The following is a 15,378-nucleotide window of genomic DNA, read 5'->3' on the forward strand; positions in this document are numbered from 1 at the left end:
CCACCCCATCAAAGGAAAACCGTGTTCTTCTGGTTAGTAACGATTCTCTAAATTCTAGTCTACTCTATTCATTAACATGACTTTCTACGTGGAATTCGACTTTCCACTGTTACACAAGTTATGTCGCTTGGGAAAGCCTATCTTGAATTCTTTAACGGGCGACTTTCAGATTACAGCCCTATTTGTAATTTAATTGTTTAATATATGTCAAATTAGTTGGTTAATTTTATATAAAATGTGAAATAAGTGATCTCACTCACTGTTTAGCCGAAATGTCACTAAACAATTTGTGGGCTAATTGTAATAAGATTGTGAAGTACTTATACTCGCGTCAGGTCTCCGGAACCCCCTGAAGTAGGAGCACCCAGCGTGAATAAGTCATATGCCGTTTAACATGGGATGTTGACGTTAAGGCCAACGTATCACCCGGAAGCATGTGGCTGCATTCTTCGCGCTGTCTGACCTAGTTACAGGTCCGGAGGAACGAAAAATAATAAAGGCGTGTGGGGAAATTCTTTAAAAAAACAAAGGCCTGTTAATCTGGATCTGCAAACGATTCAGTTTCCCGTAACTGCGATAGCCTCAATTCTTCACCGTGTCTCTGGCGTCATTACCTTTGTGGCCGTCGGCATCCTGCTGTGGCTGCTCGGGCACTCTCTTGCTTCAGAAGAGGGGTTCCTGTACGCCGCGGCCATTCTGGATAGCGTGATTGTTAAATTTATTCTGTGGGGCATCCTCACCGCGCTGGCCTACCACATTGTTGGCGGATTACGCCATCTGATGATGGATTTTGGCTTTCTGGAAGAAGAGCTCGTGTCGGGAAATCGTTCCGCAAGGCTCTCTTTTATCATTACCGTCGTGCTTTCACTACTGGCTGGAGTCCTCGTATGGTAAGCAATGCTTCTGCATTAGGACGTAATGGCGTTCACGATTGGCTACTCATTCGCACTTCTGCCATTGTTATCGTGCTCTACGTGATTTATCTCGTGGGGTTTATCGCGACGGCGGGGGATATCACCTATCCCGTCTGGCGCGGTTTCTTCGCGATGCCCCTCACCAAAGTGTTCACGCTGCTGATGCTGTTCGCCATCCTGGTTCATGCTTGGATAGGGATGTGGCAAGTGCTGACTGACTACATCAAGCCGCTGGCGTTGCGTCTGATATTGCAACTAGCCATCGTGGTGGCGCTGCTGGTGTACGTTATTTATGGAACCGTTGTGGTGTGGGGTGCGTGATGAATTTACCAATTGGCAATTTGATGCCGTTGTTATCGGCGCAGGCGGCGCAGGTATGCGCGCTGCGTTGCAAATCTCCCAAATGGGCCTTTCCTGTGCGCTGCTGTCCAAGGTGTTCCCTACGCGTTCGCACACTGTGTCTGCTCAAGGTGGTATTACCGTGGCACTGGGCAATACCCATGAGTATAACTGGGAATGGCACATGTTCGATACCGTAAAAGGGTCGGACTATATTGGCGATCAGGATGCCATCGAATACATGTGCAAAACCGGCCCGGAAGCCATTCTGGAACTGGAGCACATGGGGCTGCCTTTCTCTCGCCTGGATGACGGTCGCATCTATCAGCGTCCGTTCGGCGGGCAATCGAAGAATTTCGGGGGTGAGCAGGCAGCGCGTACCGCAGCGGCGGCAGACCGTACCGGACACGCCCTGCTGCATACCCTCTATCAACAAAACCTGAAAAACCACACCACCATCTTTTCTGAATAGTATGCGCTGGATCTGGTTAAAAATCAGGATGGTGCCGTATTAGGTTGTACCGCCATCTGTATTGAAACCGGCGAAGTGGTTTATTTCAAAGCACGCGCGTCGGTACTGGCTACCGGTGGTGCAGGCCGAATTTACCAATCTACTACCAATGCCCACATCAATACCGGTGACGGCGTCGGCATTGCATTACGCGCCGGTGTGCCGGTGCAGGATATGGAAATGTGGCAGTTCCACCCGACCGGGATTGCGGGCGCGGGCGTACTTGTCACTGAAGGCTGCCGTGGCGAAGGGGGCTATCTGCTCAACAAGCACGGTGAGCGTTTTATGGAGCGCTATGCGCCTAACGCCAAAGATTTGGCTGGGCGTGATGTTGTTGCGCGTTCCATCATGATTGAAATCCGTGAAGGGCGCGGCTGCGACGGTCCATGGGGCCCGCATGCCAAGTTGAAACTCGATCATCTGGGTAAAGAGGTGCTAGAATCACGCCTGCCGGGCATCCTGGAACTGTCGCGCACCTTTGCGCATGTCGATGCAGTGAAAGAACCGATTCCGGTCATCCCCACCTGCCACTATATGATGGGAGGCATTCCCACCAAGCTGAGCGGCCAGGCGTTGACGGTCAATGAAAAGGGCGAAGATGTGGTGGTGCCGGGGCTGTTCGCCGTCGGTGAAATTGCCTGCGTTTCCGTGCACGGTGCTAATCGTCTGGGTGGTAACTCGTTGCTCGACCTGGTGGTGTTTGGCCGCTCTGCGGGCATGCATTTACAAGAATCATTGCAAGAGCAGGGTGAACTGCGCGATGCCAGTGACAGCGATGTCGAGGCTGCGCTGGAACGTCTGAATCGCTGGAACAATAACCGTACCGGAGAAGATCCGGTGGAAATCCGCAAGGCATTGCAATCCTGCATGCAGAACAACTTCTCGGTGTTCCGTGAAGGGGATGCAATGGCGAAAGGGTTGGAAGAGCTGAAGGTGATTCGCGAGCGTCTGAAAAATGCGCGCCTTGATGACACTTCTACGGAGTTCAATACCCAGCGCATTGAGTGTCTCGAGTTGGATAACCTGATGGAAACGGCCTATGCCACGGCCGTCTTCGCCAATTACCGCACCGAAAGTCGCGGAGCACATAGCCGCTTCGATTATCCGGATCGCGATGATGAAAACTGGTTGTGTCATTCGTTGTATTTGCCGCAACACGAGAGCATGACGCGCCGTGAGGTGAACATGCAGCCTAAATTACGTCCGGCGTTTCCGCCGAAAATACGTACTTATTAATGTCGCGGAGATGGCACGATGAAACTTGAATTTTCAATTTATCGCTATAACCCGAATGTCGATGATGCGCCGCACATGCAGGATTACACCCTGGAGGCGGAAGAAGGGCGCGACATGATGCTGCTTGACGCGCTGATCCAACTGAAAGAGCAAGATCCTACGCTGGCCCGCCGTTCTTGCCGTGAAGGAGTGCGTGGTTCTGACGGCCTTAACATGAACGGCAAAAACGGGCTGGCTTGCATCACGCCAGTCTCGGCGCTGCAACGGGCCAAAGGTAAAATTGTTATCCGTCCGCTGCCGGGATTGCCGGTAATCCGTGATTTGGTGGTGGACATGGGACAGTTTTATGCCCAATATGAGAAAATAAAGCCTTACTTGTTGAATAATGGGCAGAATACACCGGCACGCGAACATTTGCAGTCACCGGACCAGCGTGCCAAGCTGGATGGATTGTATGAGTGCATCATGTGCGCCTGCTGTTCTACGTCTTGTCCGTCGTTCTGGTGGAACCCGGATAAATTTGTGGGCCCGGCGGGGCTGCTGGCAGCTTACCGTTTCCTGATCGACAGCCGTGATACGGAAACCAAGCCGCGCCTGGATTCGCTGGATGATGCATTCAGCGTATTCCGCTGCCACAGCATCATGAACTGCGTTAATGTCTGCCCGAAAGGCCTTAACCCAACGCGGGCGATTGGTCACATCAAATCGATGTTGTTGCAACGCAGTGCCTAAGGCGCACCGCGAAACAGCGTAAGCGCCGCCGCGCAGAGAAATTACGGCGCGGCGCAGAGGTAAAACTGCCGTATTGTGCAGTGGTAAGACGTAACATGATTATCCCCCTGGCTCGCTGCGGGGGGGATGATAGGAAACCTTTAAAAACGGGCTTGTGCGCCAAACCGGTTTTTAAAGGTTCCTTAAAGGGGAAGGACACCCTGGCCCTGCGAATCTGACAGGGAATGAACCGTTTACGGTGCCTGATTTTTTTACGGCACAGGACATGTTAACCACGGCGAAAACTGAAGCTTATTAGCTTAAGGGATCATAATGCAGAACGGAGCAATGGAGGCCTGGCTGGATTCCTCCTATCTGGCGGGCGCGAACCAGTCCTACATAGAACAGCTCTATGAAGATTTTTTAACCGATCCGGATTCTATCGATCTTAGCTGGCGGTCTATCTTCCAGCAGTTGCCTACGGCGGGGGTCAAACCCGATCAACTGCATTCCAAAACGCGCGACTATTTCCGTCGTCTGGCGAAAGACGCTTCGCGCTTTAGCTCCTCTGTGACCGATCCTGACATTGACGCCAAGCAGGTCAAAGTATTGCAGCTGATAAACGCGTTTCGTTTCCGTGGACATCAGCAAGCCAAGCTAGACCCGATCGATTTACGCCCGCAAGCGCCGGTTGCAGAACTGGATCTGGCTTACCATAACCTGACGACTGATGACCTTCAGGACACCTATAACGTGGGCTCTTTCGCCATCGGCAAAGAGACCATGAAGCTCGGTGAATTGTATGACGCCTTGAAGCGCACCTACTGCGGCTCTATCGGTGCCGAATACATGCATATCACCAGCACCGATGAGAAACGCTGGATTCAGCAGCGTATCGAATCCATTACCGGCCAGCCTTCTTTCAGTTTGGAAGAGAAACGTCGCTTCCTGAAAGAGCTGACGGCGGCGGAAGGGCTGGAGCGCTATTTAGGGGCCAAATACCCGGGTGCTAAACGCTTCTCGCTGGAAGGTGGCGATGCGCTGGTGCCGATGCTCAAAGAGATGATCCGCCGTGCGGGCAACAACGGCACGCGTGAAGTGGTGCTGGGCATGGCGCACCGTGGCCGCCTCAATGTTCTGGTTAACGTGTTGGGGAAAAAGCCGCAGGATTTGTTCGATGAATTTGCCGGTAAGCATAAAGAGCATCTCGGTACCGGTGATGTGAAATACCATCAGGGCTTTTCGTCCGAATTTGCCACCGAAGGCGGTCTGGTGCATTTGGCGTTGGCGTTTAACCCCTCGCACCTTGAGATTGTCAGCCCGGTGGTGACCGGTTCCGTGCGTGCACGCCTCGATCGTCTCAGCAGTGAGAGCGGTCCGCGCGTGTTGCCGGTGACCATTCACGGCGATGCGGCCATCAGCGGGCAGGGTGTGGTGCAGGAACTGCTGAACATGTCCACCGTGCGCGGCTATGAAGTGGGCGGTACGTTGCGTATCGTTATCAACAACCGCATCGGTTTTACCACCTCCAACCCGCTGGATATTCGTTCTACGGAATATTGCACCGACATTGGCAAGATGGTGCAGGCACCGATTTTCCACGTTAACGCTGACGATCCGGAAGCAGTCGCTTATGTGACGCGCCTGGCGTTGGATTTCCGTAATGAATTCAAACGCGATGTGTTTATTGACCTGATTTGCTATCGCCGTCATGGTCATAACGAAGCGGATGAGCCAAGTGCTACGCAGCCGATGATGTACCAGAAGATCAAAAAACACCCGACGCAGCGCAAAGTGTATGCCGATCGCCTGGAACTGGAAAAAAGCATCACGCTAGAGGACGCCACCGAGCAGGTTAACCTGTATCGCGACGCGCTGGATGCAGGAGAATGCGTGGTGGAAGAGTGGCGTGAAATGGACATGCAATCCTTCACCTGGACGCCTTACCTGAACCACGAGTGGGATGAGCCTTATCCGCACAAGGTGGAGATGAAACGCCTGCAAGAATTGGCAAAACGCATCAGTGAAGTGCCGAAATCCATTGAAATGCATCCGCGCGTCGTCAAGGTGTACGCCGATCGTGCCGAAATGGCGCTGGGTAACAAACCCTTCGATTGGGGTGGCGCGGAAACCCTGGCCTACGCCACGCTGGTGGATGATGGCATTCCTATTCGTATTTCTGGTGAAGACAGTGGTCGTGGCACCTTCTTCCACCGCCATGCCGTGGTGCATAACCAAAAGAATGGCTCGAGCTACACGCCGCTGGAACATGTGCATAATGCGCAGGGCACCTTTAACGTGTGGGACTCGGTGTTGTCCGAAGAGGCGATTCTGGCGTTTGAATACGGCTACGCCACGGCAGAGCCACGCACGTTGACCATTTGGGAAGCACAGTTCGGTGATTTCGCCAACGGTGCTCAAGTGGTGATCGATCAGTTCATCAGCTCCGGTGAGCAGAAGTGGGGACGCATGTGCGGCCTGGTGATGCTGCTGCCGCATGGCTATGAAGGCCAAGGGCCCGAGCACTCCTCAGCGCGCCTCGAACGTTATCTGCAACTGTGTGCCGAGCAAAACATGCAGGTGTGCATTCCGTCCACTCCGGCGCAGGTTTACAATATGTTGCGTCGTCAGGCGCTACGCGGTATGCGTCGTCCGCTGGTGGTGATGTCACCGAAATCGCTGTTGCGCCATCCGCTGGCGATCTCTTCGCTGGAAGAGTTGGCAAACGGCGCGTTCCAGCCGGCTATCGGTGAAATTGACGAACTTGATCCGCAAGGAGTGAAGCGCGTCGTGCTCTGTTCCGGCAAGGTCTACTATGATTTATTGGAACAGCGTCGTAAGAATGAACAGAACAACGTGGCGATAGTGCGCATCGAACAACTCTACCCGTTCCCGCAGCAGGCGGTGCAGGCGGCGTTAGCGCCGTTTGCGCACGTACATGATTTTGTCTGGTGTCAGGAAGAGCCGCTCAATCAGGGGGCATGGTATTGCAGCCAGCACCATTTCCGCGAAGTGATTCCCTTTGGAGCGTCTTTGCGTTACGCCGGACGCCCGGCCTCCGCCTCTCCAGCGGTCGGTTATATGTCTGTGCATCAGAAACAACAGCAAGATCTGGTTAACGACACGCTGAACGTTGATTAAATAAAAGGATAGATAATGAGTAGCGTAGATATTCTTGTCCCTGACCTTCCCGAATCGGTAGCTGATGCTTCCGTGGCGACCTGGCACAAAAAGCCGGGTGACAGCGTCCAGCGTGATGAAGTGCTGGTCGAAATTGAAACGGATAAAGTGGTGCTGGAAGTGCCTGCACCAGAAGCGGGTGTGCTGGATGCCGTGCTGGAAAACGAAGGCGCTACGGTGACATCGCGCCAAATTCTTGGGCGTCTGCGCCGTGGCGATAGCTCCGGCAAGGAAACCAGCGAAAAAGCGCAGAGCAAAGAGTCTACCCCTGCCCAGCGCCATACTGCAGGGTTGACCGAAGAGAACAGCGACGCGCTCAGTCCGGCGATTCGTCGCCTGATCGGTGAGCACGGTCTGGATGCGGCTGCGATTAAAGGCAGTGGCGTGGGTGGCCGTATCACGCGTGAAGATGTCGAAAAACATCTGGCAGCGCAGGCTGCCAGCGGCAGCGACAAAAAAGCAGAGAAAGCCGCAGATGCTGCACCGGCGTTGGCTCATCGCAGCGAAAAACGCGTGCCAATGACGCGCCTGCGTAAGCGGGTTGCTGAACGCCTGCTCGAAGCGAAAAACAGTACCGCCATGTTGACGACCTTTAACGAAGTCAACATGAAACCGATTATGGATTTGCGTCAGCAGTACGGCGAAGCGTTTGAAAAACGCCACGGCGTGCGTCTGGGCTTTATGTCGTTCTACATCAAAGCCGTGGTCGAAGCGCTGAAACGCTACCCTGAGGTGAACGCCTCCATCGACGGCGAAGATGTGGTGTACCACAACTATTTTGATGTCAGTATCGCCGTCTCCACGCCGCGCGGTCTGGTTATGCCAGTGCTACGCGATGTTGATGCGTTAGGCATGGCTGACGTTGAGAAGAAAATCAAAGATCTCGCAGTAAAAGGGCGCGATGGCAAGCTGACGGTAGAAGAACTGACCGGCGGTAATTTTACTATTACCAACGGTGGTGTGTTCGGCTCCCTGATGTCCACCCCCATCATCAACCCGCCACAGAGTGCGATTCTGGGCATGCATGCCATTAAAGACAGACCGATGGCCGTGGATGGTCAGGTGGTGATTCTGCCGATGATGTATCTGGCGCTTTCTTACGATCACCGGTTGATCGATGGTCGTGAATCCGTGGGCTTTTTGGTCACGGTAAAAGAGATGCTGGAAGATCCAACACGCCTGCTGCTTGATGTATAGCGCGTGATGGCGTAGACCGCCGCCGCCTGCCGAGCGGTGGTCATACGGTAAAGGTATTGGTTTACTTTGTGCTATGCAGCCGCCCTTGGCGGCGTTATCCAATAATATCAAGAAAGTCATGCGACTTATCTTCAAACCGAGATGGATAGAACATCATGAATTTACATGAATTTCAGGCAAAACAACTCTTTGCTCGATATGGCCTGCCGGTGCCGACCGGTTATGCCTGCGCCACGCCGCGCGAAGCAGAAGAGGCCGCCTCGAAAATTGGTGCCGGTCCGTGGGTAGTGAAATGCCAGGTACATGCGGGTGGCCGCGGTAAAGCGGGCGGCGTAAAAGTGGTGAGCAGCAAAGAAGATATCCGCGCGTTTGCGGAAAATTGGCTGGGCAAACGTTTGGTTACCTACCAAACGGATGCGCAAGGCCAGCCTGTGCATCAGATTCTGGTGGAAGCTGCAACCGACATCGATCAAGAACTCTACCTCGGTGCCGTGGTCGATCGCGCTACGCGTCGTGTGGTGTTTATGGCCTCGACCGAAGGTGGGGTTGAAATTGAAAAAGTGGCGGAAGAGACGCCGGAACTGATTCATAAAGCCGCGCTCGACCCATTGACCGGCCCACAGCCTTATCAGGGGCGTGAGTTGGCCTTTAAACTGGGGCTGAGAGGCAAGCAAGTGGTGCAGTTCACCAAGATTTTCATGGGGCTGGCGACCCTGTTCCTCGAACGCGATCTGGCACTGGTGGAGATTAACCCGCTGGTGATCACCAAGCAGGGCGATCTGGTCTGTTTGGACGGGAAACTCGGCGCTGACGGCAATGCGCTGTTCCGCCAGCCGGAGCTGCGCGAAATGCGCGATCCGAGCCAGGAAGATTCTCGCGAAGCGCATGCCGCACAGTGGGAACTGAACTATGTGGCGCTCGATGGCAACATTGGTTGCATGGTGAACGGTGCGGGTCTCGCCATGGGCACCATGGACATCGTCAAGCTGCATGGCGGTGCGCCGGCCAACTTCCTGGATGTGGGGGGTGGTGCAACCAAAGAGCGTGTGACCGAAGCCTTTAAAATCATTCTCTCCGACGACAACGTGAAAGCGGTACTGGTCAATATCTTTGGCGGTATCGTGCGCTGTGATCTGATTGCTGACGGCATCATCGGTGCGGTAGCCGAAGTGGGCGTTAACGTACCTGTGGTGGTGCGCCTGGAAGGAAACAATGCGGAACTCGGTGCCAAGAAACTGGCAGACAGCGGCCTGAATATCATCGCCGCCACCAGTTTGACATATGCAGCTCAGCAGGTTGTGAAGGCAGCGGAGGGTAAATAATGTCTATTCTGATTGATAAGCACACTAAAGTCATTTGCCAGGGATTCACCGGCAGCCAAGGCACCTTCCACTCTGAGCAAGCACTTGCTTACGGTACCAAGCTCGTGGGCGGGGTGACGCCCGGTAAGGGCGGCACAGAACATTTGGGCTTACCGGTGTTCAATACCGTGCGCGAAGCGGTGGAAGCGACCTGCGCGACGGCTTCGGTGATTTACGTCCCGGCACCGTTTTGCAAAGACTCGATTCTGGAAGCGATTGATGTGGGAATTGAACTGGTCATCTGCATCACTGAAGGTATCCCGATGCTGGATATGTTGACCGTGAAGGTGAAGCTGGAACAAAGCGGCGTGCGGATGATTGGGCCTAACTGTCCGGGTGTTATCACCCCCGGTGAGTGCAAAATTGGCATTATGCCCGGCCATATTCACAAACCGGGCAAGGTGGGGATCGTTTCTCGTTCAGGAACGCTGACCTACGAAGCGGTGAAACAGACCACCGACACCGGGCTTGGTCAGTCAAGCTGTGTCGGTATCGGCGGTGACCCGATTCCGGGTTCCAACTTTATCGATATTCTGGCGTTGTTCGAACAGGATCCACAAACCGAGGCCATCGTGATGATCGGTGAAATCGGTGGTACGTCGGAAGAGGAAGCGGCAGCCTATATCAAAGCGCATGTCACCAAACCGGTGGTAGGATACATCGCCGGTGTGACGGCACCGAAGGGCAAGCGCATGGGCCATGCAGGTGCCATCATTGCGGGTGGTAAAGGTACGGCGGATGATAAATTCGCGGCGCTGGAAGCGGCTGGCGTGAAAACGGTGCGCAGCCTGGCGGATATCGGCGATGCCGTGAAAGTTGTGTTGGCCCGTTAGTTCCTAGCCATAAGTGCGTGCTGTACTCATAGCAACATGGGCCATCTTTGGATGGCCCTTTTTTATTTCCGGTACAGTAATAAAAGATGAAAACAAAAAATAATTAAGAACCGTTATTAACTCATCGCTCAATATATTAACAATAGCAACATTAAATTAACAATTTAAACAATGTGGTTATGATTAAATCATCTACGCTTGATAGTGCGTTAAATTAAATCTGCGCGAGCAAGTCTAAAATTGGTTTGCTAATTGATGTTATTGTTAAGTCTATTTATACATTTATTTAACAAGTAATCGTATGGCGAAAACCTGGTAAACCAGAAATTAACATTGAGCATGCTATTTGCGTCAGATCAAAATCTTAAGCTGGCTATCAGTGGGGAAATACGCTTAAATTGCGCCACATCAATTTTCACCAAAGGTGCGCCGAAAGGGGAAAGTTGATTTGAAACCAAAAACACAATCTGTGTCACGTAAAAACCTATTTATTGTAGGGGATTACAGGCGTAATATAGCCGCTACCCTGTTTGTGGTATCTTTTTTAGCTATTTTTAACGTGTTTTCTTTGGCGTGTTATTGGTTTAACGGTGAACTCTCGCTGTTTATAAAAGCCGGTTCTGAAGCAATTTTCTATTGTGTTCTTTTTGAGTGTTTAGCGGCTTGTTTGCATTTACAAGCTAAAACCTTCCTGCGAGGAGCAAGGAGTCAAGATGTTTGATATAATAGTCGAACTGTCACGTTTACAGTTTGCCTTAACCGCGATGTACCATTTCCTTTTCGTACCATTAACGCTGGGGATGGCGTTTTTGTTGGCGATCATGGAAACGGTCTATGTGTTGACGGGCAAACAAATCTACAAGGATATGACCAAGTTCTGGGGCAAGTTGTTTGGTATCAACTTTGCGCTGGGCGTGGCCACCGGGCTGACCATGGAGTTCCAGTTCGGTACTAACTGGTCCTATTTCTCCCACTATGTCGGGGACATTTTCGGCGCGCCGCTGGCTATCGAAGGCCTGATGGCGTTCTTCCTCGAATCAACGTTTGTTGGCTTGTTCTTCTTTGGCTGGGATCGCCTGGGCAAAGTGCAACACATGGCCGTGACTTGGTTGGTGGCGTTGGGGTCTAACTTCTCCGCGCTGTGGATTCTGGTTGCAAACGGCTGGATGCAAAACCCCATCGCTTCTGAATTCAATTTTGAAACCATGCGTATGGAAATGGTGAGCTTCTCACAACTGGTGTTGAACCCGGTTGCGCAGGTGAAGTTCGTTCATACCGTCGCTGCCGGTTACACCACGGGTGCCATGTTCATTCTGGGCATCAGTGCTTACTATCTGCTTAAGGGCCGTGATTTGGCCTTTGCCAAACGCTCATTTGCCATTGCTGCCAGCTTCGGCACCGCGGCTGTGCTGTCCGTTATCGTACTGGGTGATGAATCCGGTTATGAAATGGGCGACGTACAAAAAACCAAACTGGCCGCGATTGAAGCCGAGTGGGAAACCCAACCGGCACCTGCCAGCTTTACGCTGTTCGCCATTCCCAATCAGGAGAGAATGGAGAACCAGTTCGCTGTGCGCATTCCGTTTATGCTGGGGCTTATTGCCACGCGTTCGACGGACGGCGTGGTACTGGGGCTGCGTGAACTGATGGATGGTCACCAGGTACGTATTCGCAACGGCATGAAAGCGTATGAGTTGCTGGAGCAGTTGCGCGCGGGTAATACCGATCCGGCTGTGCGTGAAGCCTTTAACCAGTCCAAACAGGATCTGGGTTACGGCATGCTGCTCAAACGTTACACCTCGGACGTTGCTAATGCGACTGAAGCACAAATTCAGCAGGCAACTAAGGACTCTATTCCTCGCGTTGCACCGCTCTACTTCTCGTTCCGCATCATGGTGACCTGTGGCGTGCTGATGCTGCTGATTATCGGCCTGTCGTTCTGGAGCGTTATCAGAAACCGTATCGGTAAAAACAAGCTGTTATTGCGTGCTGCCTTGTTCGGTATTCCATTACCGTGGATTGCGGTTGAAGCTGGTTGGTTTGTTGCCGAGTACGGTCGCCAACCGTGGGCTATCGGTGAAGTGCTGCCCACGGCGGTAGCGAACTCTTCGCTGACGGCGGGTGACATCCTGCTATCGATGGGTTTGATCTGCGGTTTGTATACGCTGTTCCTGGTCGCCGAAATGTATCTGATGTTCAAATTCGCTCGCCTCGGCCCAAGCAGCCTGAAAACAGGGCGTTACCACTTTGAACAGCCGTTGACGCTGGCTCAGGACGCACGGTAAACAGGAGTCCACTATGTTTGAATATGAAGTATTACGTTTTATCTGGTGGCTGTTGATTGGCGTGCTGATGATCGGTTTCGCTATCACTGACGGCTTCGATATGGGGGTTGGCGTGTTGGTGCGCGTGATGGGGCGTAATGATGTAGAACGCCGTATCATGATTAACAGTATCGCTCCGCACTGGGACGGTAACCAGGTGTGGCTGATCACCGCGGGCGGGGCGCTATTTGCTGCCTGGCCGATGGTGTATGCCGCCGCATTCTCCGGTTTCTATATCGCAATGATCCTGGTGCTGGCATCGCTGTTCTTCCGTCCGATCGGTTTTGACTACCGCTCCAAACTGGAAGACGCGCGCTGGCGCAATATGTGGGACTGGGGCATCTTCATTGGTAGCTTTGTGCCGCCAGTGGTGATTGGTGTGGCGTTCGGTAACCTGTTGCAGGGCGTACCGTTCCATATCGATGCCAATGCGCGCCTGTTCTACACCGGTAACTTCTTCCAACTGCTGAACCCGTTTGGCCTGTTGGCAGGCGTTGTCAGCCTGACCATGATTCTGGCGCAAGGTGCTACCTACCTGATGATGCGTACCAATGGCGATCTGTATGTGCGCTCCAAAGGTGCGGCTCAACTGTCGGCGTTAGTGATGATGGTGACCTTTGCGTTGGCCGGTGTGTGGGTGATCTACGGTATTGATGGTTTTACCATTACCTCCGTGTTGGACAAGGCGGCTGAGTCTAACCCGCTGCACAAAGAAGTGGTGCATCAGGACGGGGCCTGGTTGGCTAACTTCACTGCGCATTCGGTACTGTGGGCTATCCCGTTGCTAGGCTTTGTGCTGCCGCTGCTGACCATTGCGAAGGCACGTGCGAACAAGGGCGGCCTGGCTTTCCTGTTCAGCTCGCTGACTATCGCCTGCGTTATCCTGACCGCTGGGGTTGCCATGTTCCCGTTTGTGATGCCTTCCATCACGCAACCGAACGTGAGTCTGACCATGTGGAATGCCACCTCAAGCCTGTACACGCTGAAAGTGATGACGATCGTCGCCATTATTTTTGTACCCATCGTGCTCTCTTATACGGCATGGTGTTACTACAAAATGTTCGGTCGCATTACCAAAGAGCATATTGAACAGAACACCCACTCTCTGTACTAAGTAAGGAGCTTAATGATGTGGTATTTTGCCTGGATACTCGGAACGCTTCTTGCTTGCTCGCTAGGTATTATTACCGCTCTGGCGCTAGAGCAGAGTGAAGCAACTAAAGCGAAAGCGGCAGAAGACAACGCGCAATGAGCAGTCTGGTTGATAAACTCTACCAACTGATGGACAAGGGCCCGTTACGGGTTCTTGCCCTGCTCATGGCGTTGCTGATGGCGGGCTGTGTGATGTGGGACCCGACACGCTTTGCTGCACGCACCAGCGCGTTGGAAGTGTGGCAAGGCCCGTTGCTGGTATGGGCCGTTTGTACCGGTGTGATATACGGGGTAGGGTTTCGCCAGCAACGCTTGCTGTGGCGCGTGATTTTTGCGCCTTTTCCTGGCTTTGTGATCCTGCTCGCAGGGCTTATTTACTTCTTTCGCTAGTATTACTTTCTATTCCGTTTGGTTATGGGTTGCTTGCAACCCATAATTATTTTATTTCCCTATAAACAACCCATTCCAAACCTCATTTCTCTTGCGTATAGTAGCGGTGTTTCGTTGTATTACCGGGATGTAGAGTGAGCAATACGTTGTTTCGTTGGCCTGTACGTGTCTACTATGAAGACACAGACGCCGGTGGCGTGGTGTACACGCCCGTTATATCGCCTTCTATGAGCGTGCGCGGACAGAAATGTTACGCCAGCACGGCTTTCATCAGTTCGCCTTGCTGGAAGAGCATGTGGCTTTCGCTGTGCGCCGTATGGCGGTCCAGTATTTTTCTCCGGCGCGTCTGGATGATTTATTGAACGTAGAGAGTGAAATCACAGTGATACGCGGTGCTTCTCTCACGTTTGCTCAGCGTATTCTCAATTCTCACGGCGATCTGTTGAGTCAGGCCGACGTATTGATCGCTTGTATCGATCCACATCACATGAAGCCCATCGCGCTTCCTAAGTCTATTGTCGCGGAGTTTAAGCAGTGACTGACATGAATATCCTTGATTTGTTCCTGAAAGCCAGTCTTTTAGTGAAACTTATCATGCTGGTTTTGATTGGTTTTTCTATCGCCTCTTGGGCGATCATCATCCAACGCACGCGTATTTTGAACAACGCCACGCGTGAAGCTGAAGCCTTTGAAGATAAATTCTGGTCAGGCATTGAACTCTCCCGACTGTATCAGGAAAGCCAGACGCGCCGCGATTCGCTGGCAGGTTCAGAGCAGATCTTCTATTCCGGCTTCAAAGAATTTGCCCGCTTGCATCGGGCTAACAGCCATGCGCCAGAGGCGGTGGTAGAGGGCGCTTCTCGTGCCATGCGCATTTCCCTGAACCGCGAACTGGAAATGCTGGAAACCCACATCACGTTTTTGGGTACTGTCGGCTCTATCAGTCCGTATATCGGCCTGTTCGGTACGGTATGGGGGATCATGCACGCTTTTATCGCGTTGGGGGCGGTTAAGCAGGCCACGTTGCAAATGGTTGCTCCGGGTATTGCCGAAGCACTGATTGCGACCGCCATTGGTCTGTTTGCGGCGATCCCGGCGGTAATGGCCTATAACCGCCTGAATCAGCGTGTGAATAAACTGGAGCAGAACTACGACAACTTCATGGAAGAGTTCATCGCTGTCCTGCATCGTCAGGCCTTCACTGAAAGTAGTAAGTAATCAGGAGGCAGC

The 15,378-nt window shown here is 52.8% G+C and carries 13 protein-coding genes and 2 pseudogenes; all 15 read left to right on the plus strand.

Features of this window, described 5'->3' with window-relative positions; genetic code table 11:
- Nucleotides 1-501 precede the first annotated feature (501 nt).
- The 15 genes and pseudogenes from sdhC (at nucleotide 502) to tolQ (ending at nucleotide 15,366) form a co-directional block, all read left to right on the plus strand.
- Nucleotides 502-894 (plus strand): succinate dehydrogenase cytochrome b556 subunit, encoded by a 393-nt coding sequence (gene sdhC / locus CS369_RS04710; protein WP_196906192.1) that lies wholly within the window; start codon nucleotides 502-504, stop codon nucleotides 892-894.
- Nucleotides 888-1,235, plus strand: coding sequence for a succinate dehydrogenase membrane anchor subunit (sdhD, locus tag CS369_RS04715; protein WP_196906193.1), 348 nt, complete (start codon nucleotides 888-890; stop codon nucleotides 1,233-1,235). Before sdhC ends, sdhD begins: the two co-directional genes overlap by 7 nt.
- A pseudogene (gene sdhA, locus CS369_RS04720) lies at nucleotides 1,235-3,000 on the plus strand (succinate dehydrogenase flavoprotein subunit). Before sdhD ends, sdhA begins: the two are co-directional and overlap by 1 nt.
- 18 nt (nucleotides 3,001-3,018) lie before the next feature.
- A complete protein-coding gene (locus CS369_RS04725; protein WP_196906194.1) occupies nucleotides 3,019-3,732 on the plus strand; it encodes a succinate dehydrogenase iron-sulfur subunit in 714 nt (237 codons plus the stop codon).
- 312 nt (nucleotides 3,733-4,044) lie between these two features.
- Nucleotides 4,045-6,852 (plus strand): 2-oxoglutarate dehydrogenase E1 component, encoded by a 2,808-nt coding sequence (gene sucA / locus CS369_RS04730; protein WP_196906195.1) that lies wholly within the window; start codon nucleotides 4,045-4,047, stop codon nucleotides 6,850-6,852.
- A 15-nt stretch (nucleotides 6,853-6,867) separates the two neighbouring features.
- Nucleotides 6,868-8,088: a 2-oxoglutarate dehydrogenase complex dihydrolipoyllysine-residue succinyltransferase gene (odhB, locus tag CS369_RS04735; protein ID WP_196906196.1), complete on the plus strand. Its 1,221-nt coding sequence runs from the start codon at nucleotides 6,868-6,870 to the stop codon at nucleotides 8,086-8,088.
- Between the two features lie 155 nt (nucleotides 8,089-8,243).
- On the plus strand, nucleotides 8,244-9,410 hold the full coding sequence (gene sucC, locus CS369_RS04740; protein ID WP_196906197.1) for an ADP-forming succinate--CoA ligase subunit beta: 1,167 nt from the start codon (nucleotides 8,244-8,246) through the stop codon (nucleotides 9,408-9,410).
- Nucleotides 9,410-10,282 carry a succinate--CoA ligase subunit alpha gene (gene sucD, locus CS369_RS04745; RefSeq protein WP_196906198.1) on the plus strand — a complete coding sequence of 291 codons (873 nt, stop codon included), beginning with the start codon at nucleotides 9,410-9,412 and terminating at the stop codon, nucleotides 10,280-10,282. The genes sucC and sucD overlap by 1 nt, the downstream gene beginning before the upstream one ends.
- A gap of 448 nt (nucleotides 10,283-10,730) precedes the next feature.
- Entirely contained in the window at nucleotides 10,731-11,003 is a 273-nt protein-coding gene (locus tag CS369_RS04750) for a hypothetical protein (protein ID WP_196906199.1), read from the plus strand.
- The gene (gene cydA, locus CS369_RS04755) at nucleotides 10,996-12,567 is read left to right on the plus strand and encodes a cytochrome ubiquinol oxidase subunit I (protein WP_196906200.1); all 1,572 of its coding nucleotides are present in this window, start codon (nucleotides 10,996-10,998) and stop codon (nucleotides 12,565-12,567) included. The genes CS369_RS04750 and cydA overlap by 8 nt, the downstream gene beginning before the upstream one ends.
- A gap of 13 nt (nucleotides 12,568-12,580) precedes the next feature.
- The gene (gene cydB / locus CS369_RS04760; RefSeq protein ID WP_196906201.1) at nucleotides 12,581-13,720 is read left to right on the plus strand and encodes a cytochrome d ubiquinol oxidase subunit II; all 1,140 of its coding nucleotides are present in this window, start codon (nucleotides 12,581-12,583) and stop codon (nucleotides 13,718-13,720) included.
- 15 nt (nucleotides 13,721-13,735) lie between these two features.
- Nucleotides 13,736-13,858, plus strand: a complete 123-nt coding sequence (cydX, locus tag CS369_RS04765; RefSeq protein ID WP_195314819.1) for a cytochrome bd-I oxidase subunit CydX — start codon at nucleotides 13,736-13,738, stop codon at nucleotides 13,856-13,858.
- A complete protein-coding gene (gene ybgE, locus CS369_RS04770; protein ID WP_196906202.1) occupies nucleotides 13,855-14,148 on the plus strand; it encodes a cyd operon protein YbgE in 294 nt (97 codons plus the stop codon). The genes cydX and ybgE overlap by 4 nt, the downstream gene beginning before the upstream one ends.
- Before the next feature lie 134 nt (nucleotides 14,149-14,282).
- Nucleotides 14,283-14,686: pseudogene (gene ybgC, locus CS369_RS04775) on the plus strand (tol-pal system-associated acyl-CoA thioesterase).
- Nucleotides 14,683-15,366 carry a Tol-Pal system protein TolQ gene (gene tolQ / locus CS369_RS04780; RefSeq protein WP_196906203.1) on the plus strand — a complete coding sequence of 228 codons (684 nt, stop codon included), beginning with the start codon at nucleotides 14,683-14,685 and terminating at the stop codon, nucleotides 15,364-15,366. The pseudogene ybgC and the gene tolQ overlap by 4 nt, the downstream one beginning before the upstream one ends.
- Nucleotides 15,367-15,378 lie beyond the last annotated feature (12 nt).

Origin of the sequence: Candidatus Symbiopectobacterium sp. 'North America' (assembly GCF_015762685.1) — a bacterium.
Classification (GTDB): Bacteria; Pseudomonadota; Gammaproteobacteria; order Enterobacterales; family Enterobacteriaceae; genus Symbiopectobacterium.